This window comes from Mesorhizobium sp. CA12 (assembly GCF_020165255.1).
Classification (GTDB): domain Bacteria; phylum Pseudomonadota; class Alphaproteobacteria; order Rhizobiales; family Rhizobiaceae; genus Mesorhizobium.
Genome location: NZ_JAIUHT010000002.1, coordinates 413,468 through 436,316, shown reverse-complemented (window position 1 = coordinate 436,316; position 22,849 = coordinate 413,468). Strand labels below are relative to the sequence as shown.

Sequence of the window (22,849 nt, the reverse complement as noted above, 5' to 3'; positions counted from 1 at the left end):
CGCCTAGGCGCCGTGCAATACACCCTTCCGGCGTCGGCTTGAGATCAGCTGGCGTTGCCGCCGGTGCGCGACAGACCGTCCTTGGCCGGCTGGTAGTTGGGGTCAAGGTGGACAGCCTCGCGGTAGGACTTGGCGGCCCTGCCCTTGTCGCCGCGCTTTTCGTAGATCAACGCCTGGTTGGCCCAGGCCTCGGCGTTCTTGCCGTCGAGCTTGATGGCCATGTTGAAGTCGGAGAAGGCGTTGTCCTCGTCGCCTGTCGCCAGATAGGAGAGGCCGCGGCCGTTGTAGGGCTCGGCGGCGTCCGGCGCCAGCGAGATCGCGGTCGAGAAATCCTCGATGGCGAATTTGTGCTGGCCCTGGCTCTGATAGATCAGGCCGCGATTGTGGTAGGCGCGGGCATCGGTGGTGTCGAGTTGGATCGCCTTCTGGAAGTCGTTGAAGGCATCTTGGGTGCGGCCCGCCTTGCGGTAGAGATTGCCGCGGCCGATATAGGCTGCGTCGTAGTTGGCGTTGATCTGGATCGAGCGGTTGTAGTCGGCCAAAGCGGCTTCCTGATTGCCGAGGAAGCGCTGGATCAGCGCGCGATTCGAATAGGCCTGGTAGAAGTTCGGATTGAGCTGGATCGCCTGGTTGAAGTCCTTGAGCGCCGCCTGGTACTGGCCTCCGCGGCCATAGGCCGAGCCGCGCACGTTATAGCCCTCGGGATCCTGCGGATTGCGCAGGATGACCGCCGAAAGCGAGGAGATGTTCTCGCTCGACGCCTGCGCCTTGTCGATCGAGTTGAACTCACCCGTCGGGGTCGTCTGGCATGCTGCAAGCGTCAGACCCGAAAGCAGGGCCGCCGTCAGGGCGAAGCCGCGAAAAGCGGTTTTGCGCTCCACGGTAATTGCGTTCATCTTTGTCCTCACTGCCGCAGCGCCGTCAGTCCGTTCCCTCTCCGAACCGGCTCCAATACATAAACAAAAAGGTGGCGGCGATTCCGCATCGCGCCACCTTCGGTATCCTTCGAAAAGGACGAAAAATAGGCGTTATGAGCGCGGCGAGCGCGATGCGCCGGCGGCACCAGCCGGAGCCGGGCGCGGGGTCATCGGCAGCAGGCCTTCGCGCTGGGCGCGCTTGCGGGCCAGCTTGCGGGCGCGGCGCACGGCCTCGGCCTTCTCGCGGGCACGCTTCTCGGACGGCTTCTCGTAGTGACCGCGCATCTTCATTTCGCGGAAAATACCTTCGCGCTGCATCTTCTTCTTCAGCGCGCGAAGCGCCTGATCAACGTTGTTATCGCGGACGAGTACCTGCACGGGCAATCCTGTCTTCGGGTTTGAAATCATTAGGCAAACAGCCATAGCTGACATGCCTCCGCGGCGAATTGCACCGCGAATTGTGGCGGCTGATAGCAGAATCAGGCTGGGATGTCCACCTCCGATTGCGCGAAACGGCGATCAAAAACCCGAGCGCTGCGCCCGCATGTTTGCTCGCGCTACGCGGTCGCCAGATGGTGGCGCGCAAAGTCCTCGAAAAACTCACCATAATCGCAAGTGATTTCCTCGCCTGCAGCGATGTCGCGAATGGCTGTGGCGCCGCCATACTGCGAGAAATCCGTGTTCGGCCGCTCCGAATGGTTCATGAAGCGGCCATTGTCCACCTCATAAACCATGAAGCCGGGCTTGTCCGGGCTCGGATAGGCATAGCGGTCGAGCAACTCGCGCAGATGCGGCGGCGCCGCCTCATATTTATCCATCGGGATCAGCCGGTCGAAATCCGGATCGAGGCGCCAGATCGAAGCGCCCTTACGGATCGGCTCGGCGGCGAAGACCCCGACCCCTTCGATGGCGCTCTGGGCAACATAGGTTCTGATCAGCAGCATCGTTCCGGTCCGATTTCGACGGAAACGAAAATCGTCAAAATGAACGGGAATGCAAGGCCGCATCGCAACATTTTGGCGGATGGGCATGTCTGTCGTCTGCCAAAATAGATCATGTCCGGTTGATCGAGACACCGCCATCGGCAAACAGCGCGGTTCCGGTGGTGAAGCTCGACGCATCCGAGGCAAGGTAAAGCGCGGAGCGGGCGATCTCTTCCGGCTGCGCCATGCGCTTCAAAGCATGAATGCCTTCGACGAAAGCGCGCGCCTCGGGCGTGGTCGTGGTTGCGCCGGGCGTGTCGGTGCCGCCGGGCAGCAGTGCGTTGACGCGCAGCCCTTGCGGACCGTATTCGGCAGCGAGCACCTGCGTCAGGCCGATCAGTCCGGCCTTGGCAGCGGCGTAGGCCGCCATGCGCGGCATCCCGGCGGTGTAGCCGACGAAGCTCGAGGTGAAGATCAGGGAGCCGCCGCCGCGCTCCAGCATGGCCGGTATCTGGTGCCTTGCGGCGAGGTAGGCGCTGGTCAGATTGGTGTCCATCGTCTCGTGCCAGGTGGCTGGCAACATATCGGTCACCGGTCCCATCACGCCGACGGCGCCGGCATTGTTGAAGGCGATGTCGAGGCCGCCAAACCTTGCGACGGCGAATTCGACGAGCGCCTTCGCATAGGCCTCCTCCCTCACATCGCCGGCAAGCGCAGCTGCCGTGCCGCCGGTCGCTTCGATCTCGCCGACGAGCACGTCGAGCTCGGCCTGACGCCGAGCCGCGACGACCAGGGATGCGCCTTGCTCGGCAAACAGTTTGGCGGTGGCGCGGCCGATGCCGGAGCTCGCGCCGGTGACGATGGCGACCTTGTTTGTAAGGGTGAACATGTCTTTGCATCCTTCCTCTGTACCGGGCTTGCCGGTGGTTGGATGCTTGGTCGCAGATGAGGATTAGGGCGGCCACCCGAAACCGGCAAAGGCGCCATTGCCCTACTGCCGCAACAGCCAAGCCAACCGATCCAGCGAGAAGGCGTAGCTGAAGGCAATCAGCAGAGCCATAACGATGCCAATGGCCGCGTGACCGGTCAGATAGAATCCCGCGGCGCCGCCGCACAGGATGACGAGTTCCAGCGCCAGCCTGAGGGCGCCGGGCACAGGCACCGGAGCTCGACCCGACCGGCTCGGATCATTGAGCACGGCGAAAGTGCCCCACAGCACCGCCGCGACGAGCGGCAAGGCGACGGCAAGAATCCAACGGCTTAAACCGACAGCAAAGCTCCAGCCGACCATGCCGAGCCCAAGCAGCGCTGCAAGTTCCAGCAGGAAGCGCAGGGTCAGATTCCACCAGGCATTACCCATTGTCGTCCTCCAGCATCACGCGGCAGGAGTGTCGCCGAACGGAATCTCGGAAGCCAGAGCAGACGCTTCGTTTTGACCGTGGCGCAAAACGGCAAGCGCCGTCGCAAACAGCGCAAGGATGACATCGCGGTTTCGCTAGTGATACACCTCGCGTGACGGGAGAGGCCCGAACGACATCCGCGATTTTTGGCGCGAGGCTTAACGTGAAGAAATACTCGGTATTCGCCATTGCCCGCGAGGCGATGCGCGGCCACAGAGGCTGGGAAGAGCAGTGGACGTCGCCCGAGCCGAGGAAGGAATACGACGTCATCATCGTCGGCGCCGGCGGACACGGCCTGGCGACGGCCTATTATCTGGCGAGCGAGCACGGCATCACCAACATCGCGGTGCTGGAAAAGGGCTGGCTCGGCGGCGGCAACACCGGCCGCAACACCACCATCATCCGCTCCAACTACCTCTATGACGAAAGCGCCGGCATCTACGATCATGCGCTGAAGCTGTGGGACGGGCTCAGTCAGGAACTCAACTACAACGTTATGTATTCGCCGCGCGGCGTCATGATGCTGGCGCACAACGTGCACGACGTCCAGGTGTTCAAGCGCCATATCCATGCCAATCGCCTCAACGGCATCGACAATGAATGGCTGACGCCGGAAGAGGCGAAGGAATTCTGTCCGCCGCTCAACATCTCCAGGGAGGCGCGCTATCCGGTGATGGGTGCCGCGCTGCAGCGCCGCGGCGGCACGGCGCGTCATGACGCGGTCGCCTGGGGCTATGCGCGCGGCGCTTCGGCGCGCGGCGTGCACATCATCCAGAATTGCGAGGTCACCGGTATCAAGCGCGCGGCCAATGGCGCTGTGAGCGGGGTAGAGACGACGCGCGGCTTCATCGGCGCCAAGAAGGTCGGCGTGGTCGCCGCCGGCCATTCCTCCGTCATCATGAACATGGCGGGCGTGCGCATGCCGCTCGAAAGCTATCCGCTGCAGGCGCTGGTGTCGGAGCCGGTCAAGCCGGTGGTGCCTTGCGTGGTGATGTCGAACACGGTGCACGCCTATATCTCGCAGTCGGACAAAGGCGAGCTGGTGATCGGCGCAGGCACCGACCAGTATGTCTCCTATTCGCAGACCGGCGGCCTGCACATATTGCAGCACACGCTCGACGCCATCTGCGAGATGTTCCCGATCTTCACCCGCATGAAGATGCTGCGCTCCTGGGGCGGCATCGTCGACGTGACCCCCGACCGTTCGCCGATCCTGGCGAAGACACCGGTCCAGGGCCTCTACGTCAATTGCGGCTGGGGCACGGGCGGCTTCAAGGCGACGCCCGGCTCGGGCAACGTCTTCGCGCACACGATCGCCAAGGACGAGCCGCACCCGATCAACGCGCCCTTCACGCTTGAGCGCTTCCGCACGGGACGTCTCATCGACGAGGCCGCCGCGGCGGCTGTGGCGCACTGACGATGGGCCAAATGACCCTTATGCCGCTTTGCGATCAACCGGCCGGCGTCCGCGTCGGCCATGGCGAGTTGTAGGATCCACCGAAAATGCTTCTCATCCGCTGCCCCTATTGCGAGGAAGAGCGCCCGGAACTCGAGTTCCGCAATGCCGGCGAGGCGCATATTGCGCGCCCGACCAACATCGCCGCCGAGAGCGACGACGATTTCGAGAAATTCTTCTTCATCCGCGCCAACCCGAAGGGCGTCATCTATGAGCGCTGGCGGCACATCCATGGCTGCGCCCGCTTCTTCAACGCGGTGCGCGATACGGTCACCGACAGGTTCGTCATGACCTACAAGGCCGGCGAGCCGAAGCCCGCGAAGCTGCCGGGAGCCTCAAAATGAACGCCGCCTTCCGCATTTCCGGCGCCGGTCGCCTCAGCCAGGCGAAGACTGCCTCCTTCAGCTTCGACGACAAGCCGTATATCGGCATCGAGGGCGACACGCTGGCCTCGGCGCTGCTCGCCAACGGCGTGCACCTGGTCGGCCGCTCGTTCAAATATCACCGTCCGCGCGGCTTCCTGTCGGCCGGCGCGGAAGAACCCAACGCGCTGGTGCAGATCGTGCGCGACGATGCGCGCAAGACGCCGAATGTGCGGGCGACAGTGCAGGAGCTCTATGACGGGCTGACGGCCAACTCGCAGAACCGCTGGCCGTCGCTTGCCTTCGACGTCGGCGCCGTCAACGACATCGCATCACCGATGTTTTCGGCCGGCTTCTACTACAAGACCTTCATGTGGCCGAAATGGGCCTGGAAGGACCTCTACGAGCCGAAGATCCGCGCTGCCGCGGGCCTCGGCGTTTCGCCGGACAAGCCGGATCCCGACCACTATGCCGCGCGCTACGCGCATTGCGAGGTGCTGGTGCTGGGCGGCGGCGCCGCCGGCATCGCGGCCGCGCTCGCCGCGGCCGAAACGGGCGTGCGGGTGATCGTCGCCGACGAGCAAGCCGAATTCGGCGGCAGCCTGCGCTTCGAGAGCGGCGCCAGGATCGACGGCCAGGACGGCTATGTGTGGGCGCAAGCGGCGATCGCGAAGCTCAAGGTGATGGACAATGTGCGCGTGCTGTCGCGCACGACCGCCTTCGGCTATTACGCGCAGAACTTCGTCGGACTGGTCGAGCGAGTCAGCGACCATCTCAAGAGCCCGGGCCGGGAGCTTGCGCGAGAACGCCTGTGGCAGGTTCGCGCCAAGCGCGTCGTGATCGCCACCGGCGCCATCGAGCGCCACATGGTGTTTGCCAACAACGACCGTCCAGGCGTTATGCTGGCTTCGGCGGCGCGCACCTACCTCAACCATTATGGCGTCGCGGTCGGCAGGAATATCGGCGTCTATACGGCCAATGATTCCGCCTACGCCGCCGCGATCGACCTCAAGAAGGCCGGCATCAACATCGCGGCGATCGTCGACCTGCGCGACAACCCGGCCGGACCGGTGATCGACGAGGCGAGGGCGCTCGGCATCGAGATCAATTTTGGCCGTGCGGTGGTCAGCGCCGGCGGCAAATTGCGTGTGTCGTCAATGACCGTGCAGCCGAAGAATGGTGGCGGCGAGCGGACCATCCCGGTTGACGCGATCCTCATGTCGGCCGGCTGGACGCCATCGGTGCATCTGTTCTCGCAATCGCGCGGCAAGGTCGCCTTCAACGACGAGACCAAGCGCTTCGTGCCGGGCACCTACGCGCAGGACTGCGTCTCGGTCGGCGCCTGCAACGGTACCGACGGGCTGGCCGCCTCAGTTGACGAGGCTTACGCGGCGGGCGCCAAGGCGGCGAAGGAGGCCGACGGCAAGGTTGGCAAGGGCGCCAAGCCCAAGGTCGACGCCGGCGAGAACTGGTCGCGCGGTATGTTGGGCGCCGCGCCCGGTGCCGGCCCGGGCACGACGGTCAAGGCCTTTGTCGATTTCCAGAACGACGTCACTGCCAAGGACATCCGCCAGGCGGTGCATGAAGGCATGCACTCGATCGAGCACGTCAAGCGCTTCACCACCAACGGTATGGCGACCGACCAGGGCAAGACGTCGAACATGCACGGCCTGGCGATCGCCGCCGAGACGCTCGGCAAGCCGATCCCGCAGGTCGGCCTCACCACCTTCCGGGCACCTTACACGCCGGTGACGTTCGGCTCGATCGTCGGCCACGCGCGCGGCGCCTTGTTCGACCCGACCCGCCGCACGGCAACGCATGGCTGGGCCGCGTCGCAAGGTGCGGTGTTCGAGGATGTCGGCCACTGGAAGCGCGCCTGGTATTTCCCCAAAGCGGGCGAGGACATGCATGCCGCCGTCGACCGCGAATGCGTGACGGTGCGCAAGGCCGCCGGCCTGTTCGACGCCTCCACGCTCGGCAAGATCGAGGTGGTCGGGCCGGACGCGGCGAAGTTCATGGAACTGCTCTACACCAATCCGTGGGAGAAGCTCGAAACCGGCCGCTGCCGTTACGGCATCATGCTGCGCGAGGACGGCTTCATCTATGATGACGGCGTCGTCGGCAGGCTGGCGCCGGACCGCTTCCACGTGACGACCACGACCGGCGGCGCGCCGCGCGTCATGAACCACATGGAGGATTACCTCCAGACCGAGTTCCCGCATCTCAATGTGTGGCTGACCTCGATCACCGAACAATGGGCGGTGATCGCGGTGCAGGGGCCGAAGTCGCGCGACATCATCGCGCCGCTGGTCGAAGGCATCGACATGTCGGACGAGGCGATGCCGCATATGTCGGTGCGCGAGGGCAGGATCTGCGGCGTGCCGACGAGGCTGTTCCGCATGTCCTTCACTGGCGAGCGCGGCTTCGAGGTCAATGTGCCGGCCGATTACGGCGAGGCTGTGTGGGAAGCGCTGTGGGCCGAAGGCCAGAAGCATGGCGCGACCGCCTATGGTACCGAGACGATGCACGTGCTGCGCGCCGAGAAGGGCTACATCATCGTCGGCCAGGATACCGACGGCACGGTGACGCCGAACGATGCAGGGCTCGACTGGGCGGTCGGCAAGAAGAAGACCGATTTCGTCGGCATCCGCGGCCTGACCCGGCCGGACCTTGTAGCCAAGGGCCGCAAGCAGCTGGTCGGCCTGAAGACCAAGGACCCGAAGGTCGTGCTGGAAGAGGGCGCGCAGATCGTCGCCGACCCGAAGCAGGCGATCCCGATGAAGATGATCGGCCACGTCACCTCCAGCTATTGGTCGGAGAATTGCGGACGCTCGATCGCGCTGGCGCTCGTCGCTGGCGGCCGCGACCGCATGGGCCAGACGCTCTATGTGCCGATGCCGAACGGCACGATCGAGGTGGAAGTCACCGGCATGGTGTTCGTCGACGAAAAGGGAGAACGCCTCAATGGCTAAGGCCGCCGCCAAGACAAAAGCCGCTGCTGCTTCCACCTCCGTCGAGCGTCGGCCCGCGCTTGCCGGCCGCACGCTGTCGGTGCCGGGCGTCAAGGTCGAGATGCTGCCGCCGGCTGAACGCATCTCGCTGCGCGCCCCCCAGGCGTCGCTTGCCGCGCTTTCCAAGGCGCTCGGCCTCACGCTGCCGACAAAGCCCAAGACTTCGGCGACCAGGGACGGGCGCACGGCGCTGTGGCTCGGGCCCGACGAATGGATGATCATCGACGAGGCGGGCAAGGATCCGCTCGCCGACTGCGCCAAGGTGACAATGCTGCATTCGGCGGTCGGCATCTCGCACCGCAATGTCGCGATTTCGGTTGTCGGGCCGGCGGCCGCAGCGGCGGTCAATTCGGGTTGCCCGCAGGACCTGTCGCACGAGGCCTTCCCGGTCGGTGCTGCCTCGCGCACCATTCTCGGCAAATCCGAGATCGTGCTCCTGCGCAGCGCGGCCGATACGTTCCGGGTGGAATGCTGGCGTTCCTTCTCGGACTATGTCTTTACTCTGCTTTCGGAAGCGGCGGGCGACGCGGCGAACTGAGTTTCGCGGCGTCGGTTTCAAGGAACCATCGCCAGTCCATGCCGTTTCTGCGGCTTGCGAGGGAGATTGCCGATGCCGTCCAAATCCGCGCCGAAGTCGTCCAAGAAGACAGCTGCAGTCCGTTCGCTGGAGCAGGAGCGGCGCCACGAGGTCGAGGAAGAGGAACTCGAGGAAGGCCTCGAGGACACATTTCCCGCCAGCGACCCGGTATCGATCACCAGCACTTCCATTCCCGGCGGACCGGCAAAGCAGAATAAGGCCAGGACCGCGGCAGGAACGAAACCGCGCAAGAAATAGGCTCGAGCAGGTCCTCAGGGGCGCTGGCAGAAACGAAAAAGGCGGCCAAATGCCGCCCGTTTTCGTTCGAAGTCTTGCCAATAGTGCTCAGAGGCCGGGCACGAACCAGGGACTGACATCGATGCCGAGCCGCGGGCTCTTCGTCGTCTTGTTGGCGTCGGCCTTTTCCACCGAACCGGTCGAGGTGCAGTCGAGCTTCACGCTGGCGTTGGTCTGAGCGCAAGCCGCGGGGGCGTGCTTGGCCGGCTGGCTTGCGCCAGCGAAAGCGGTACCCGAGAAAGCCAGCACGGTGGCGAGAGCAAGGATCGTGTTCTTCATTTTCCGTCCTCCAGTCAATCTTTTCCGTACGCGTACGATACGGTGTACAAATACGGTTAATGAAGTCGAAATTCAAGGAGGAATCTGTACGTGTACGACAAATTTTTTTGAACACAGGAATTCGGCGCCGCAAATCAAGCGAAGCGGTGCAAGCCGACGATCAAAGAGATTAGCAGTTGACGGGCGTTGCGGTCAGCGGCGGAATATCCTGCGCCTGCAACCCCGTCAGCGTGAAATCGCACATGCGCTTCACATAGGCCTGGGCGTCGCCGAATGGATAGAAGGGAAAGGTAATCAACAGCGAAATCGTGCCGTGGCCCACGGTCCACAGCATGGTGGCGATGGCGCGCGGGTCGCCCTTGAGCCTGCCGGCGGCCACGCACGCCTCGACGCGTTTGATCAGCACCTTCATGGCCGGATTGCCTTCTTCCATGTCCGCGTAGCTGCGTCCTTCAGGCAGCTTGGTCTTCTCGGTCATAAAGACGGTGCGGTATTCATTGGGATTGCCGAGCCCGAAGGCGGCATATTCGGTCATCACCGCCTTGAGCGCCTCGATCGGATCGTCGGCGGGGTGCTCCTCGATGCGGCGGGCGAGCGTTTCGAAGGCGTCCTCGGCGAGGGCGAACAGAATGTCCTGCTTGTCGGCGAAATAGGAATAGACCGACATCGGCGCATAGCCGACCCGCTTGGCCAGCTTTCGGATGGTCAGGCCCTCATAGCCTTCTTCCTGAACCAGCTTGTGAGCCGCCGCGACCAGTTCGGAGCGAAGCTCCGCCTTCTGTTTTTCGCGGCGCTTCTGAACGCTTAGCGCCAATATATGCTTGCCTTTGTGATTGGTTGCCTGACGAAATTATATACGCCGTACGGAAACGGACAAGGGCGCCTCCAGTTCCCTTGCGTGCGCTCTGCGTTTTAACGCAATTGCGGACGAAAAACCGCTAAGGCACTTTTCCTGAAATTGCTCAGATAGCGCCAATGCCGCCGTCGAGCGCCAGAGCGTGGCCGGTCATGAAGGAATTGGCCGGGTCGGCGAGGAACAGGATGCCGGTGGTGATCTCGTCGACCTCGCCGACACGCTTCATCGGCACGCCGCGCGTGAGCTCGGCCATCGCTTCGGCTTCGGGCGCTCCGGTGAAACGCACGAAGCCGTCGACCATCGCGGTGCGGGTGTGAGCCGGGCAGACCGCGTTGATGCGTATGCCCTTGCTGGCGTATTCCACGGCAGCCGAGCGCGTCAGCCCGACGACGCCGTGCTTGGCGGCGGCATAGACCGAAAGCTTCGGCGCGCCTGAGAGGCCGGCGACCGAGGCGATGTTGACGATGACGCCGCCCTTGCCGCTTTCCCTGAATTGCCGTTCCAACTGAGGAATCTGGTGTTTCATGGCATAGAAGACGCCGAGCAGGTCGACCTCCACCACGCGGCGCGCTTCCTCCGAGGTGACCTGCGGCAGGCGTACGAAGGAGTGGACGATGCCGGCATTGTTGACGGCGATGTCGAGCCGGCCGAACTTTTGAACGGCAAGCTCCACAAGATCCTCCGAGAGTTTTTCGTCGGCGATGTTGCCGGCAAGGTGAGCGGTCTCGGTGTCGAGCGTTGCGGCGAAACTTCCGAGCGCAGCCTCGTCGAGATCGGAGAGCACCAGCCGTGCCCCTTCCGCGGCGAAGGCCTTTGCCGCGCCGCTGCCGAGACCGCCGGTCGCGCCGGTGATCAGCACCGTCATCCCATCGAAACGGCCCATTGCTCGGCTTCTCCGCGTTCAGCTGTTCTCGTCAATCAGTTCCACCGCGAGCGCGGCGAGCAGTTTTACCGCCTGGCCGTAGGTCCTTGCCTTTTCCGGGTTGGAGGCGTTGCCGTCCAGCGCGCGGCGGTAGACGCCCTGGCAGATCGCCGCCAGCCGGAAGAAGGAGAAGGCGAGGAAGAAGGTCCAGTTGTCGATCTTCTCGATGCCGCGCCGTCTGCAGTAGGCCTCGACATAGGCTTGCTCGGAAGGCAGGCCGGCAGCGGCGCGGTCGATGCCACCGAGGCCGCGAAAGCCCGAGGCATGCGGCAGACGCCACTGCATGCATTGATAGGCAAGGTCGGCGAAGGGATGCCCGAGCGTCGACAGCTCCCAGTCGAGCAGCGCGATGATCTTCGGCGCGCCCGGCGCGAACATCATGTTGTCCAGCCGGTAATCGCCATGGACAAGCGAGACGCGGCCGTCATCGGCAGGCATATGCGTTTCGAGCCAGGCAATCAGCCTGTCCATGTCGGTTATGGTTTCGGTTTCGGAGGCCTTGTACTGGCTGGTCCAGCGCGCGAGCTGGCGCTCGAAATAGCTGCCGGGCCGGCCGAAATCGCCAAGTCCGACGGCGTCCACATCGATATCGTGCAAGGCGGCGAGCGTCGCATTCATGGCATCGTAGATCGCGGCGCGCTCGCCATTGCCGGATGCGTCCGGCAGTGACGGATCCCAGAAGATGCGGCCGTCGAGATATTCCATGACGTAGAACATGCGGCCGATCGGGGAGTCCTCGCCGGAAAGATGCAGCATGCGCGGCACCGGCACCGCCGTGCCGGCAAGCGCCTGCATCACCCGGAATTCCCGGTCGACCTGATGCGCGGATTTCAGCAACTGTCCCGGCGGCTTGGCGCGCAACACATAGCGGCCGCTGGCGGCTGTCAAAAAATAGGTCGGATTGGACTGCCCGGACTTGAATTTTTCAATCGCCGACAGGCCGGCAAAACCCGGGATATGCGCCTCGAGGTAGGGCGCAAGGGCCGCCTGGTCTATGGCGCCGGCCTCGCCGCTCATGCGTTCTCGGGTTGGCGCTCGATCAGCGTCAAGGTCAGCCAGCGCGCCGTCAGCGCCGGCTTCTTCGAGCCTTCGATCTCGATGGTCACGTCATGCGCCGTCTGCACCCAGCCGGACGGCCTGACCTTGACGTCAGCCAGCACGAAGCGGGTGCGGATGCGCGAGCCCGTCTTCACCGGCGCCAGGAAACGCAGCGTGTCGAAGCCGTGGTTGACGCCCATCTTGCTGTTTTCCAGTGGCGGCATGGTCTCGAAGGTCATTGCCGACAAAAGCGACAGCGACAGGAAGCCATGCGCGATGGTGCCGCCAAACGGCGTCTCGCGCGCGGCGCGCTCAGGATCGCAATGGATGAACTGGTGGTCGTCGGTCGCATCGGCGAACTGATCGATCATGCGCTGAGTCACCGTTCGCCAGGGCGAGACGCCGACCTCCTTGCCGACGCTTGCCAGAAGCGTATCGAGACTGATCGGTTCCACACTGATGTCCTCCGCAACCCGCCCGGATCGCGATTCCTCGAACCGGGCACCTTATTCCTTGAACAAAGTCATGCCATGCTGCACCGACTGGCCGCCGTCGATAGGCAGGATGGCGCCAGTGACATAGCTTCCGGCACGGCTGCACAAATAAAGCGTTGCGCCGGCAATGTCATCCGCCGCGCCGATGCGGCCGAGCGGAACATGGTTACCAACATGTTTCGCTTGCTCCTCGGTCGCGGTGGCAAAGGCCGTCATCCGGCTCTGGAAAGGACCGGGCGCAAAGGCGTTGACGGTGATGCGGCGGGCGGCGAACTCGATCGCCAGCGTGCGCGTCAAATGATGCACCGCCGCTTTCGAGGCGGCGTAGGAATAGGCGTCGTCGGCCAACGGCTGGGTGCCCATCACCGAGCCAAGATTGATGACGCGGGCAGGATCCTCGTCGCTCGCGGCGGCATCGAGAAGCGGCAAGAGCTCTCGCGTCAGGTGGAAGACGGCGGTGACGTTGACGCCGAACACCTTGGCCCAGGCGTGGTAGGGGAAATCCTGCAGCGGCGCGCCCCAGGAAATGCCGGCATTGTTGACAAGGATGTGCAGGCGTTCCGTGCGCGCCTTGACCTCGGCGACTAAAGCGGCGATGCCAGCTTCGCTGGACACGTCGCCGGCAAAGCCCTCGGCATGGCCGGAGCCGCCGAGCGCGTTCAATTCGTTGGCGACTTTTGCGCAATCCTCGCCCTTGCGCGAGGCGATCATCACCTGAGCGCCGGCGCGCACCAGCCCGGTCGCCACCATGCGGCCGATGCCGGTCGCCGCACCCGTCACCAGCGCAGTCTTGCCGGCGACCGAGAACAGCTTGTCCAGATAGCTCATCGTGTTTCTCCGCATCCGGCCGGCCGGGACTCGCCCAAGGACTCGCGTTGACAAGGCTAGCCGAAGTACGGTCATCCTTGCCACGGGTAAAGGTTTATCTTCGGAAAGGCCGGAAGCGATGGCGGACATGAATCTCGGCATGACCGAGCGGCTGAAGCCGCTCCATCAGCGCGTGGCGGCGATGGTGCGCGACGAGATCGCGCCGCTCGGCGAAGAGTTCCTCGCCGAAGTCGGCAGGAATGGCGACCGCTGGGCCTATACCGCTAGGCAGACGGAAATCCTGGACGGCTTGAAGAAGACGGCGCGCGAGCGCGGCCTGTGGAACTTTTGGCTCACCGATTCCAAGCGCGGCTACGGCCTTTCCACCGTCGAATACGCCTATCTGGCGGAGGAGATGGGCAAGGCGCATCTCGGCGCCGAGACCTTCAACTGCTCGGCGCCTGACACCGGCAACATGGAGGTGCTGGAGCGATACGGCTCGGAAGCGCACAAGCGCGACTGGCTGGAGCCGCTGCTCGAGGGGAAAATACGCTCGGCCTATCTGATGACCGAGCCGGACGTCGCTTCCTCGGACGCCACCAACATTTCGATGCGCTGCGAGCGGCAAGGCGAGGACTATGTGCTGAACGGCGAAAAATGGTGGGCTTCCGGAGCGGGAGATCCGCGCTGTGCCATCTATATCGTCATGGTCAGGACGGGATCGGACGAGGAGCCGCAGCATCGTCGGCATTCGATGATCCTGGTGCCCTCCGACAGCAAGGGCATCGCCAAGCTGCGGCCCATGCAGGTCTATGGCGACGACGACGCGCCGCACGGCCATATGCATCTGAGATTCGACAATGTACGGGTGGCGGCGACGAACCTGATCCTCGGCGAGGGCAGAGGGTTCGAGATCGCGCAGGGGCGGCTAGGGCCTGGCCGCATCCATCACTGCATGCGCGCGATCGGCCAGGCCGAGATGGCGCTGGAGATGCTGTGCCAACGCTCGGTGCGGCGCGAGGCCTTCGGCCAGCCGCTGGCAAAGCTCGGCGCCAATTTCGACATCATCGCCGAATGCCGGATGGAGATCGAGATGGCGCGGCTCTTATGCCTCAAGGCTGCCTGGATGATCGATCAGGGGGACGCTCGCACGGCCGCGCCCTGGATCAGCCAGATCAAGGTGGTGGCGCCGCGCGTCGCGCTGAAGGTCACGGACGAGGCAGTCCAGATGTTCGGTGCGCAAGGCATCAGCCAGGACACGCCGCTCGCCCGCTCGTGGACGCATTTGAGGACATTGCGGCTGGCCGACGGGCCGGACGCGGTGCACCGGCGGCAGGTGGCGCGCACGGAACTGAAGAAATACACGCAGGAAAAGGTCTGACGGCCATGACGCTTCCTTCGCAAATGCGGGGTCTGCTGCTTGTCGGCGACGGTTACACCAGGACGCCGTCGGCGGCCGCGCTGGAGGCGATGGAGCCTTACCTCCAGCCCGGCAGCATCGCGGTGCCGGCGCCCGGTCCCTCGCAGGCGCTGATCAAGGTCAGCCTCGCCTCGATCAACCCGTCCGACATCGCCTTCATCAAGGGCCAGTACGGCCAGCCGCGGGTAAAGGGCCGGCCGGCGGGCTTCGAAGGCGTCGGCATCGTCGTCGCCACGGGCGACGATCCCTATGCAAGGAACCTTGCAGGGAAACGCGTCGCCTTCGCCACCGGCGTGTCGAACTGGGGCGCATGGGCGGATTATGCGGTTGCCGAGGCCGCGTCCTGCATTCCGCTTCTCGACACCGTGCGCGACGAGGACGGCGCAGCGATGATCGTCAATCCGCTGACCGCCTTGGCCATGTTCGACATCGTCAGAGAGGAGGGCGAGAAATCCTTCATCATGACCGCGGGCGCCAGCCAGCTCAGCAAGCTGATCATCGGGTTGGCGAAGGAGGAAGGTTTCCGCCCGATCGTCACCGTGCGTCGCGACGAGCAGATTCCACAGCTGAAGGAGCTCGGCGCCGCCCATGTGCTCAACGAGAAAGCGGCGGATTTCGAGGTGACATTGCGCGAGGCGATAAAGGCCGAGCAGCCGCGCATCTTCCTCGACGCGGTCACCGGCCTGCTGGCTTCGACCATCTTCAATGCCATGCCGAAACGCGCGCGCTGGATCGTCTATGGAAGGCTCGACGCCGAGCCGACCGTGATCCGCGAGCCCGGCCAACTGATCTTCCAGCACAAGCGCGTCGAAGGGTTCTGGCTGGCCGAATGGATGCGCCAGTTCCGCGACAGGCTAGGCCCGGCGGTGCTGGAAGCGCAGAAGCGCTTTTCCGACGGACGCTGGTCGACCGACGTCACCGCGGTCGTGCCCCTCGACGAAGCGATGGCGAGGCTGCCGGCCGAGCTCGCCAAGCCAAACGGAAAGGTGTTCATCAGGCCGTGAGGCAATCGAGCGCCGATCGCAGTTGTTCAGACCAGACCAAAGCCTTGAACACAAAGCTGTGATCAACCCGACAGCGGCGGAAAAAAGCCGCTGTTGCGCCGTCATTGCCTCGCGCCGGTAACAGCCACGTTCGGATGTTTTATTCCATTCGATGTGATATCTCGCCGGCGGTAAAAAACCAGGCGGCGATGGGAAAGTCCTGGTCGGAATTCGGGGTGCGCTATGATGGTAACCAAGCCGGTTTTCGACCGTTTGGGGCTTTGGCTTTGGATCGGGTCGTTTCTGCTTGTGCTTGGTCTGGCGCTATGGTCGCCCGATGCGCGTTCGGTGGTCCATATCTACAGGCATGGCAGTGAAGCTTTTCTGGATCGCCAACCGCTGTATCAGGTCGAAGTTGCCATGGGGTATCTATACGCTCCCGCCTTCGCCGTCCTCTATGTTCCCCTGCTGAAGCTCGGGCCGTATCTGGGCAATATCTTGTGGCACATGCTGGGCTTCAGCGTCCTGACCTTTGCCGCAATGCGTCAGGTGCGCAAGCTTGGCGGCCAGGAACAGACATGGCTGCTGTCCTTCGGTCTTTTTGTTGCCTTGCCGGTGGCGCTGGCAGCGCTTCGCAATGGCCAGGCGACGATCCTGCTCACAGGGGCGTGCTGGTTCCTTACACTGTCGACACTCGAGGGGCGCCGGGCCGAAAGCTTCTTCTGGGCCATGCTTGCGATCATCGCCAAGCCGACCGCGATCATCATACTGTTTCTGACGGGGGCGCTGCGTCCCCGGCTGATACCGGTGCTGGTGCTGGCGGTGCTGGTCGCGCTCGCGATACCCTATGGCTTTGCGTCGAGCGACTACGTCAACGCGCAATATCATGATTTCTTCCGGCTTCTGACTTCGATGACGGTGGACCCGACCGGCCCCTTCGTTCCGGCCGACTTCACGGCGCCTTTCATGCGATTTGGCATCCCGATTTCCGAGTTTGACGCGACGATCGTGCGCGTCGTCGCGGGTTTGCTCACGCTTTGGCTGGTGCTCCAGCTCGATCGCAGGCTGGACGCCAACATCAGCGGACTCGCCATCTTCCTCGCCGCGGCATTCTACATGTGCGTCTTCAATCCGCGGGTCGAGCAGAACACTTACGCCATGGTGGCGGTGCCTGCCGGTCTCTCCATCGCCCTACTTTGGCGGGAGAAGGGAGCCGGGGCCATGTGCTGGTTCTTGGCGGCGTTCCTCTTCGTCACAGGACTGACCAGTGCCAACCTGCAACTGCACGATCTTTTCCACCCGTGGTTCCGGCCGATCAGCGTCAGCATAATCGCCTGCGTGCTCGTAGGCTGGTTCTGGACGCAAGACAGACAGAAGGCGCCTGCCGCCGGGGCCGTCGCGCATGGCTGAGATGCTCGACATCATCGCGCCGTTTTTCAACGAGGCCGAATCCGCTATCGCGTTTGTCGGGCTGCTCGACAAGCTGGAAGTGGCCGTGGCGGAGCGCTTCGGCATGACGGTCCGCAAGATACTCGTCGACGACGGCAGCCGCGATGGCAGCGCCGAGACGTTCGCGGCCGCGCTCTCCGGCTCCTGGGAGATCGTGCGGCTCAGCCGTAATTTCGGCAAGGAAGCGGCGGTGCTCGCCGGGCTCGATCATTCCCGTGGCGACATGGTCCTGATCATGGACTCGGACCTCCAGCATTCCATGGATATCAGCCTGAGGATGATCGGCGAGCTGGTCGAGCATCCGCAGATCGATGTCGTCTACGCGCAGAACGACCGGCGCGAGGGGAGCTGGCGGCGCAGCCAACTGGCGCGGCTCTTCTACAGGCTGATCAACAGCAGCCAGCGCTTCGATATTCCCGAGAATGCCGGAGATTTCCGTGTCATGCGTGGCGCGGTGGCGCGTGCCTTGACCAGCGTGCGCGACAAGCGCCGCTTCAACAAGGGTCTGTTCGCCTGGGCCGGCTTCCGCCAGAAGGCTGTGCTTTACTCGCCGGAAAACCGCGGCGGCGGCACGTCGAAATGGACAAGGTTCAACCTGATCGCGTTCTCGCTTGAAGGGTTCACCTCGTTTTCCGTGATCCCGCTGCGCGTCATCAGCCTCATCGGATTGCTCGCGGCATTCGCAGGCCTGGCCTATGGCGTGAAGGTGCTGTTCGAAGTGCTGTTCTACGGCATCGCCGTGCCTGGCTACCCCAGCATCATGGTCGCCGTCGTGCTTTTTGGAGGCCTCAACCTGGCGCTGCTCGGCCTGATCGGCGAGTATGTCTGGGTCACGCTCAGCGAAAGCAAGGACCGGCCCGTCTATATCGTGCGTGACGTGCTGCATGGCAATGCCGCCGAGCAGGTTGCCCCCGGCAAATGACGCGGCCGATCCGCCTGATTGCCGACGATTACGGACTTGCGCCGGGGGTATCGAGCGCGATCCTCGACCTCATCGAGCGCGGCCGCCTGACCGGGACCAGTTGCATGACCGGGTTTGCCGAATGGGAAGAGGCGGCGGCGCGCATCAGGCCGTTGCGTCAACGGGCCGCCATCGGGCTGCACCTGACCCTCACCGATCAGACCGCCGCAACCGGCTCGTCCAGTTTGGCGCCAGACGGCAAATTGCCTGGGCTTGCCTCTCTTGCGCTGCCGGTCCGTCGCGGGCGCATCGACGAGCGGGACATTCATGCCGAGCTCGACGCCCAGTACGACCTCTTCACCGACGCGCTGGCCGGCCCGCCCGATCACATCGACGGGCACCAGCACGTGCATTTTCTTCCCGTGGTACGGAATTGGTTGCTCGCCCGGTTTGGAGGCAGCGCACACAAGCCGGCGCTGCGCGGCGCGCCGAGCCTTGGCGGCCTGGACGCGGCGGCCAAGATCGCGGCGATCGCCACGCTGGCCGCGGGTTTCAACAGGTCGATGCAGCGGGCCGGCTTTAACGTGATGACGCCGCTCTGCGGCATCTATGACTGGCGGCAGCCGCAAAAATTCGGTCCGACGCTGCGCGCGGCGGTCGACACCTTGCCCGAACAAGGGGTGTTCATGTGTCATCCGGGTCAAGTCGATGACATTTTACGGGCGCGAGACCCGATGCAGGGCGCGCGTGAGGTCGAGTTCACGATTCTCACTTCTGAGGATTTCGGCGCCAGCCTCGAACGGGCCGGAGTGCGCGTCATGGACGGCAAAGCATGAGCGCCGGTCAGCCGCGGCGTTCGACCGGCAACAAGATCGTCCGCTTCGCCTTGGTCGGGCTGGTCAACACCGGCATCGATCTCACCGCATTTTTCCTGCTGCTCAAGCTCGTGGTGCCGGCTCTGGCCGCCAATGTCGGTGCCTGGTTCGTCGCGGTGCTATTCTCCTTCGTAGCGAACCGCTTCTGGTCGTTCGAGCGGGACCCGGACATCCGGCTGCATCGGTCCTTCCTGCGTTTCGTCTCGCTCGGGGCGCTGATTTCGCTCGGTGTTTCGAGCCTGTCGATCGCTGTACTGGCGGGGGTTGTCGGCGTCTGGCCGGCCAAGATCCTCGGCGTCGTGGTGGCCGCCGTGCTGAACTTTTTGGCGGCGCGCTGGTCGATCGAGGGCAGGATCGTAAAGTAGCTGCTCGGCCGGCTCCGCGTCGATATAGGCGGCTTGGAGACGGATTCAGATTTCAGGTCTGTCCGACCTGAAATCATCCGGCTCTATCGCAAGCTCTCCAGGTCGCGCATGCGCTTGGCGCCGGCGGCTTCCAATTGCCTCGTCACGGCGGCGATCAGCGTTTCTGCGACGACGAAGAGTGCGGCGGACGAATCCCAGGCCGAGGGCACGGCGGTGCGTCCGGCGATCACGTGTCGGGCGAAGCGGGCGATCGGCGAAAGCCACTGGTCGGTGAAGAGAATGATCTGCACGCCGCGATGGTGAGCCTTCTCGGCAAAGCGCACGAGACTTTCCTGATAGCGGCGGATATCGAAGATCACCAGGACGTCGCGCTTGCCCATGTCGATCAGCCGGTCGCGCCAGATGCTCTCCTGGCCGGCGAGGTGATAGACATCCGGCTGGATGATGGCCAGGTGAGCGGCCATGTAGCGCGCCAGCGGATCGGTGAAACGGCCGCCGATGAGGAAGGTCTTGCCGCGCCGCTCGGCAAGTCTCGTGGCAATGTCTGCCAGCTGTCTGTCGGTGAGGTGCCGGAAGGTCTCGCGCATGTTGTCGAGCGTTGCCTCGAGCATCGGCGAGATGGCGCCGCCGGCCGAGCTTGGATCGAGCGTGCGCGAAGCGGGCGACTGCAATTGCGCCGCCAGCTCATCCTGCAGCGCCGACTGGAATTCGGGGTAGTTCTGGAAGCCGAGCCTGGCCACGAAGCGCAGGATCGTCGGCGAGGACACGCCGGCCGCGGCCGAGAATTCGGCGACTGTCTTCAGCCCGGTCAAGGGATAGTTGGCAATCAGCGTCTGGGCGGCGCGGCGCTCGCCGGCCGGCATCGTCCCGATGCGGTCCGAGATCAGTTCGGCAATGCTGGAAATCATGGTTTTCCCCCGCCCGTTGGCCGCCCCGCCGCCGTTTTCCCGAATTCGCGTTTGACAAAGCCGGTCAAACTGTATGAAATCATTCATAGGGACGCAATGAGACAAAATACGTAACATTCGATACAGCGCCCCCAGGGGACGGCAGTATGGAGAGAGCACGGCCCGCCAGCCTTGCACCGTCTGAAACCGTGAGGGTGACGAACCCCGGCGGCTCAAGCCCCTTTGTCTTCACCTGCGATCACGCTTCCAACGTCCTGCCCGCCGAGTTCGGGACGCTCGGCCTGCCGGCTGCGGAGCTTTCGCGCCATATCGCCTGGGACCCGGGCGCGCTTCCCGTCGCCCGCCGCATGGCCGAAGCGCTCGATGCGACTTTGATCGAGACCCGCGTGTCGCGGCTCGTCATCGATTGCAACCGGCCGCTCGACGCGCCGGATCTCGTGCCGCCGATTAGCGAGACGACGGCCATCCCGGGCAACACAGATCTATCCGACAAGCAGCGCGCCGCGCGCGTCGACCTTGCCTGGCGCCCGTTCCACGACACGATCGCCCAGATCATCGACGGGCGGCTGGCGCGCGGCCAGGAGACGCGGCTGGTGTCGGTGCACTCCTTCACGCCGGTCTATAAGGGCAAGAGCCGGCCATGGCATATAGGCATCATCCATGACGAGGATCGCCGGTTGGCGGCGCCGCTGATATCGGCGCTGCAGCGGCTCTCCGGCGTCACCGTCGGCGTGAACGAACCCTATTCGCCGGCCGACCGCGTCTATTTCACGCTGGAACGGCACGCGCGTTCGCGCGGCCTTGCCTGCGCGATGATCGAAATCCGCAACGACGAAATCTCCGGCGAGACCGGGCAGCGAAAATGGGCGGATCTGCTCACCGGCATATTCTCGAATCTGGAGCCTGACGAGGCCAGGGGCTCCCGACAACGCGCAATGGGAAAGTCAGTACAATCGGCCAGCTAAGAACCAGATAGGGGACTTCCAAAATGAGACCTGAAGAAATCGACAAGTCTGAGGACGTAAAAGTCCTTCACAGCATGGGATATGCCCAGGAATTGGCTCGCCGCATGAGCGGCTTCTCTAACTTTGCCATTTCCTTCTCGATCATTTGCATCCTGGCGGGTGGCATCACCTCGTTCCCCCTGGCCATGGCCACCGGCAGCGGTTTCGAAGCGACCATCGGCTGGGTTATAGGCGGTCTGTTCGCCCTTGTGGTCGCGGCTTCGCTCGGCCAGATCGGTTCGGCCTATCCGACCGCCGGCGGGCTTTACCATTGGTCGTCGATCTTGGGCGGGCGCGGCTGGGGTTGGGCGACGGCCTGGATCAACCTGCTTGGGCTGATCTTCGTTGTCGCTTCGGTCAATGTCGGCGTCTATGCGCTCTTCAAGGACCTCGTTTGGGCCGGCGTGTTCGGCCACGATGTGTCGGCTTGGGGTTATCAGGAGCAGGTGATCGGGGTCGTGATCATCACGGTGACGCAGGCGCTATTCAACCATTTCGGCATCAAGTTGACCACAGCGCTGACCGACTTTTCGGGCTATCTCATCCTGGTCGTTGCGGTGGTGTTGACCGCGATGTTCCTGATCTGGGGCGCGAGCTGGGATTTTTCGCGACTGACCACTTTCGTCAACAACACGGGCGATGCGGGTGGCGGCTATGTGCCGACGGCACGGACGGCGCTGGTCGCCTTCCTGATCGGTCTTCTCTACCCACTATACACCATCACCGGTTTTGATGCCTCCGCCCATACCTCGGAGGAGACCCACAACGCTCGGGTGGCAGTGCCGCGCGGCATGATCCATTCGGTCCTCTGGTCATTGGTCTTCGGCTTCGTCATGGCCGTCTCTTTCGTGCTGGCAAGCCCGGATCTGGCGGCGACTGCCAAGGACGGCGCGAACGCCTGGTTCAATCTCTTCAATAATCTGCCGGCGCCGTTTTGGTTGAAGAGCATCATCGCCATCGCGATCGTGGTAGCAAACTACATCTGCGCGCTGGCTGGACTGACCTCCACCTCGCGCATGATATTCGCCTTCGCGCGTGATGGCGGGCTGCCCGGCTCCTCCATGTGGAAAACCGTCAGCCCGACATGGCGCACGCCGGTGGCGGCGATCTGGCTCGGAGCCGTCCTCTCGGTCGCAGCGACGCTTTACTCGCCGGCTTTCGCGGCTTTGGCGGCCGGCTGTGCCCTGTTCCTTTATGTGTCCTATGCGATGCCGGTGGCGGCTGGCCTTCTTGCTGAAGGCAAAAGCTGGACCGAATTCGGCCCGTTCCGCCTGGGCGTGTGGTCCAAGCCGTTCGCCATTATCACCATCCTCGGCGTTCTGGTGTTGATGTACGCGGGTATCCAGCCGCCCTTCGATATCTTGATCAACTATGCCATCGGTTTGATCATCCTTCTTGCGGTGCTGTGGTTCGGCATAGAATCCAAGCGGTTCAAGGGCCCGCCGATCGGGGCCGATATTGCTCGCCGTCAGGCGGAAATTGCGGCAGCCGAAGTGGCGGTTGGCGAGACCGGCCACTGATACTTCGCTTCATGGCCATGGCCGGCGCAACGCCGGCCATGGTTTTGTTTCTCCCTTTTAATCGACAAGCGCTGGAGTGGCAAAG

The 22,849-nt window shown here is 63.8% G+C and carries 25 protein-coding genes; 13 read left to right on the top strand and 12 right to left on the bottom strand.

What is annotated here, in order from left to right; genetic code table 11:
- Window positions 1–44: 44 nt before the first annotated feature.
- The 5 genes from LB520_RS06210 to LB520_RS06190 form a co-directional block, all read right to left on the bottom strand.
- Window positions 45–896 carry a tetratricopeptide repeat protein gene (locus LB520_RS06210; RefSeq protein ID WP_224636831.1) on the bottom strand — a complete coding sequence of 284 codons (852 nt, stop codon included), beginning with the start codon at window positions 894–896 and terminating at the stop codon, window positions 45–47.
- Window positions 897–1,028: 132 nt separating this feature from the next.
- Window positions 1,029–1,295 (bottom strand): 30S ribosomal protein S21, encoded by a 267-nt coding sequence (gene rpsU, locus LB520_RS06205; RefSeq protein WP_027165252.1) that lies wholly within the window; start codon window positions 1,293–1,295, stop codon window positions 1,029–1,031.
- A 179-nt stretch (window positions 1,296–1,474) separates the two neighbouring features.
- Window positions 1,475–1,861 carry an SET domain-containing protein gene (locus LB520_RS06200; RefSeq protein WP_095766271.1) on the bottom strand — a complete coding sequence of 129 codons (387 nt, stop codon included), beginning with the start codon at window positions 1,859–1,861 and terminating at the stop codon, window positions 1,475–1,477.
- A gap of 109 nt (window positions 1,862–1,970) precedes the next feature.
- Window positions 1,971–2,729, bottom strand: coding sequence for an SDR family oxidoreductase (locus LB520_RS06195; RefSeq protein ID WP_224636830.1), 759 nt, complete (start codon window positions 2,727–2,729; stop codon window positions 1,971–1,973).
- Window positions 2,730–2,831: 102 nt separating this feature from the next.
- On the bottom strand, window positions 2,832–3,200 hold the full coding sequence (locus LB520_RS06190) for a YrdB family protein (protein WP_224543449.1): 369 nt from the start codon (window positions 3,198–3,200) through the stop codon (window positions 2,832–2,834).
- Window positions 3,201–3,403: 203 nt separating this feature from the next.
- Here LB520_RS06190 and LB520_RS06185 point away from each other — a divergent pair, with 203 nt between their 5' ends.
- The 5 genes from LB520_RS06185 (at window position 3,404) to LB520_RS06165 (ending at window position 8,904) form a co-directional block, all read left to right on the top strand.
- Window positions 3,404–4,657, top strand: coding sequence for a sarcosine oxidase subunit beta (locus tag LB520_RS06185; RefSeq protein ID WP_224631095.1), 1,254 nt, complete (start codon window positions 3,404–3,406; stop codon window positions 4,655–4,657).
- A gap of 86 nt (window positions 4,658–4,743) precedes the next feature.
- Window positions 4,744–5,040, top strand: a complete 297-nt coding sequence (locus LB520_RS06180; protein WP_140541913.1) for a sarcosine oxidase subunit delta — start codon at window positions 4,744–4,746, stop codon at window positions 5,038–5,040.
- Window positions 5,037–8,030, top strand: coding sequence for a sarcosine oxidase subunit alpha (locus LB520_RS06175; RefSeq protein WP_224636829.1), 2,994 nt, complete (start codon window positions 5,037–5,039; stop codon window positions 8,028–8,030). The genes LB520_RS06180 and LB520_RS06175 overlap by 4 nt, the downstream gene beginning before the upstream one ends.
- Window positions 8,023–8,607 carry a sarcosine oxidase subunit gamma gene (locus LB520_RS06170; RefSeq protein WP_224636828.1) on the top strand — a complete coding sequence of 195 codons (585 nt, stop codon included), beginning with the start codon at window positions 8,023–8,025 and terminating at the stop codon, window positions 8,605–8,607. The genes LB520_RS06175 and LB520_RS06170 overlap by 8 nt, the downstream gene beginning before the upstream one ends.
- A gap of 72 nt (window positions 8,608–8,679) precedes the next feature.
- Entirely contained in the window at window positions 8,680–8,904 is a 225-nt protein-coding gene (locus LB520_RS06165; RefSeq protein WP_224636827.1) for a hypothetical protein, read from the top strand.
- Between the two features lie 87 nt (window positions 8,905–8,991).
- On the opposite strand, the gene LB520_RS06160 is transcribed toward LB520_RS06165, so the two are convergent.
- The 6 genes from LB520_RS06160 to LB520_RS06135 form a co-directional block, all read right to left on the bottom strand.
- Complete coding sequence (locus LB520_RS06160) at window positions 8,992–9,222, bottom strand: DUF680 domain-containing protein (protein ID WP_224636826.1); 231 nt, start codon at window positions 9,220–9,222, stop codon at window positions 8,992–8,994.
- A 169-nt stretch (window positions 9,223–9,391) separates the two neighbouring features.
- Window positions 9,392–10,036, bottom strand: coding sequence for a TetR/AcrR family transcriptional regulator (locus tag LB520_RS06155; protein WP_224543442.1), 645 nt, complete (start codon window positions 10,034–10,036; stop codon window positions 9,392–9,394).
- A gap of 148 nt (window positions 10,037–10,184) precedes the next feature.
- Complete coding sequence (locus tag LB520_RS06150; protein WP_224543441.1) at window positions 10,185–10,961, bottom strand: SDR family NAD(P)-dependent oxidoreductase; 777 nt, start codon at window positions 10,959–10,961, stop codon at window positions 10,185–10,187.
- Between the two features lie 18 nt (window positions 10,962–10,979).
- Entirely contained in the window at window positions 10,980–12,017 is a 1,038-nt protein-coding gene (locus LB520_RS06145; protein ID WP_224543440.1) for a phosphotransferase family protein, read from the bottom strand.
- Complete coding sequence (locus LB520_RS06140; RefSeq protein WP_095766281.1) at window positions 12,014–12,493, bottom strand: MaoC family dehydratase; 480 nt, start codon at window positions 12,491–12,493, stop codon at window positions 12,014–12,016. The genes LB520_RS06145 and LB520_RS06140 overlap by 4 nt, the downstream gene beginning before the upstream one ends.
- A gap of 51 nt (window positions 12,494–12,544) precedes the next feature.
- Window positions 12,545–13,360, bottom strand: coding sequence for an SDR family oxidoreductase (locus LB520_RS06135; RefSeq protein ID WP_224543437.1), 816 nt, complete (start codon window positions 13,358–13,360; stop codon window positions 12,545–12,547).
- A 118-nt stretch (window positions 13,361–13,478) separates the two neighbouring features.
- Here LB520_RS06135 and LB520_RS06130 point away from each other — a divergent pair, with 118 nt between their 5' ends.
- The 6 genes from LB520_RS06130 to LB520_RS06105 all read left to right on the top strand — a co-directional run bounded on the left by LB520_RS06130 (window position 13,479) and on the right by LB520_RS06105 (window position 19,332).
- Window positions 13,479–14,720, top strand: coding sequence for an acyl-CoA dehydrogenase family protein (locus tag LB520_RS06130; protein ID WP_224636825.1), 1,242 nt, complete (start codon window positions 13,479–13,481; stop codon window positions 14,718–14,720).
- 5 nt (window positions 14,721–14,725) lie between these two features.
- Window positions 14,726–15,763, top strand: a complete 1,038-nt coding sequence (locus tag LB520_RS06125) for a zinc-binding dehydrogenase (RefSeq protein ID WP_224636824.1) — start codon at window positions 14,726–14,728, stop codon at window positions 15,761–15,763.
- Window positions 15,764–15,985: 222 nt separating this feature from the next.
- On the top strand, window positions 15,986–17,152 hold the full coding sequence (locus LB520_RS06120) for a glycosyltransferase 87 family protein (protein ID WP_224636823.1): 1,167 nt from the start codon (window positions 15,986–15,988) through the stop codon (window positions 17,150–17,152).
- Window positions 17,145–18,113 (top strand): glycosyltransferase family 2 protein, encoded by a 969-nt coding sequence (locus tag LB520_RS06115; RefSeq protein ID WP_095766286.1) that lies wholly within the window; start codon window positions 17,145–17,147, stop codon window positions 18,111–18,113. The genes LB520_RS06120 and LB520_RS06115 overlap by 8 nt, the downstream gene beginning before the upstream one ends.
- Window positions 18,110–18,928, top strand: a complete 819-nt coding sequence (locus LB520_RS06110; RefSeq protein ID WP_224636821.1) for a ChbG/HpnK family deacetylase — start codon at window positions 18,110–18,112, stop codon at window positions 18,926–18,928. The genes LB520_RS06115 and LB520_RS06110 overlap by 4 nt, the downstream gene beginning before the upstream one ends.
- Entirely contained in the window at window positions 18,925–19,332 is a 408-nt protein-coding gene (locus tag LB520_RS06105; protein ID WP_095766288.1) for a GtrA family protein, read from the top strand. The genes LB520_RS06110 and LB520_RS06105 overlap by 4 nt, the downstream gene beginning before the upstream one ends.
- Before the next feature lie 83 nt (window positions 19,333–19,415).
- Here LB520_RS06105 and LB520_RS06100 read toward each other — a convergent pair whose 3' ends face one another.
- A complete protein-coding gene (locus LB520_RS06100) occupies window positions 19,416–20,240 on the bottom strand; it encodes a MurR/RpiR family transcriptional regulator (RefSeq protein ID WP_224603301.1) in 825 nt (274 codons plus the stop codon).
- Window positions 20,241–20,386: 146 nt separating this feature from the next.
- Here LB520_RS06100 and LB520_RS06095 point away from each other — a divergent pair, with 146 nt between their 5' ends.
- Both LB520_RS06095 and LB520_RS06090 read left to right on the top strand, forming a co-directional pair.
- Window positions 20,387–21,205, top strand: a complete 819-nt coding sequence (locus tag LB520_RS06095; protein WP_224626525.1) for an N-formylglutamate amidohydrolase — start codon at window positions 20,387–20,389, stop codon at window positions 21,203–21,205.
- 23 nt (window positions 21,206–21,228) lie between these two features.
- On the top strand, window positions 21,229–22,764 hold the full coding sequence (locus tag LB520_RS06090; RefSeq protein WP_095766291.1) for an amino acid permease: 1,536 nt from the start codon (window positions 21,229–21,231) through the stop codon (window positions 22,762–22,764).
- The last annotated feature ends 85 nt before the right edge of the window (window positions 22,765–22,849 follow it).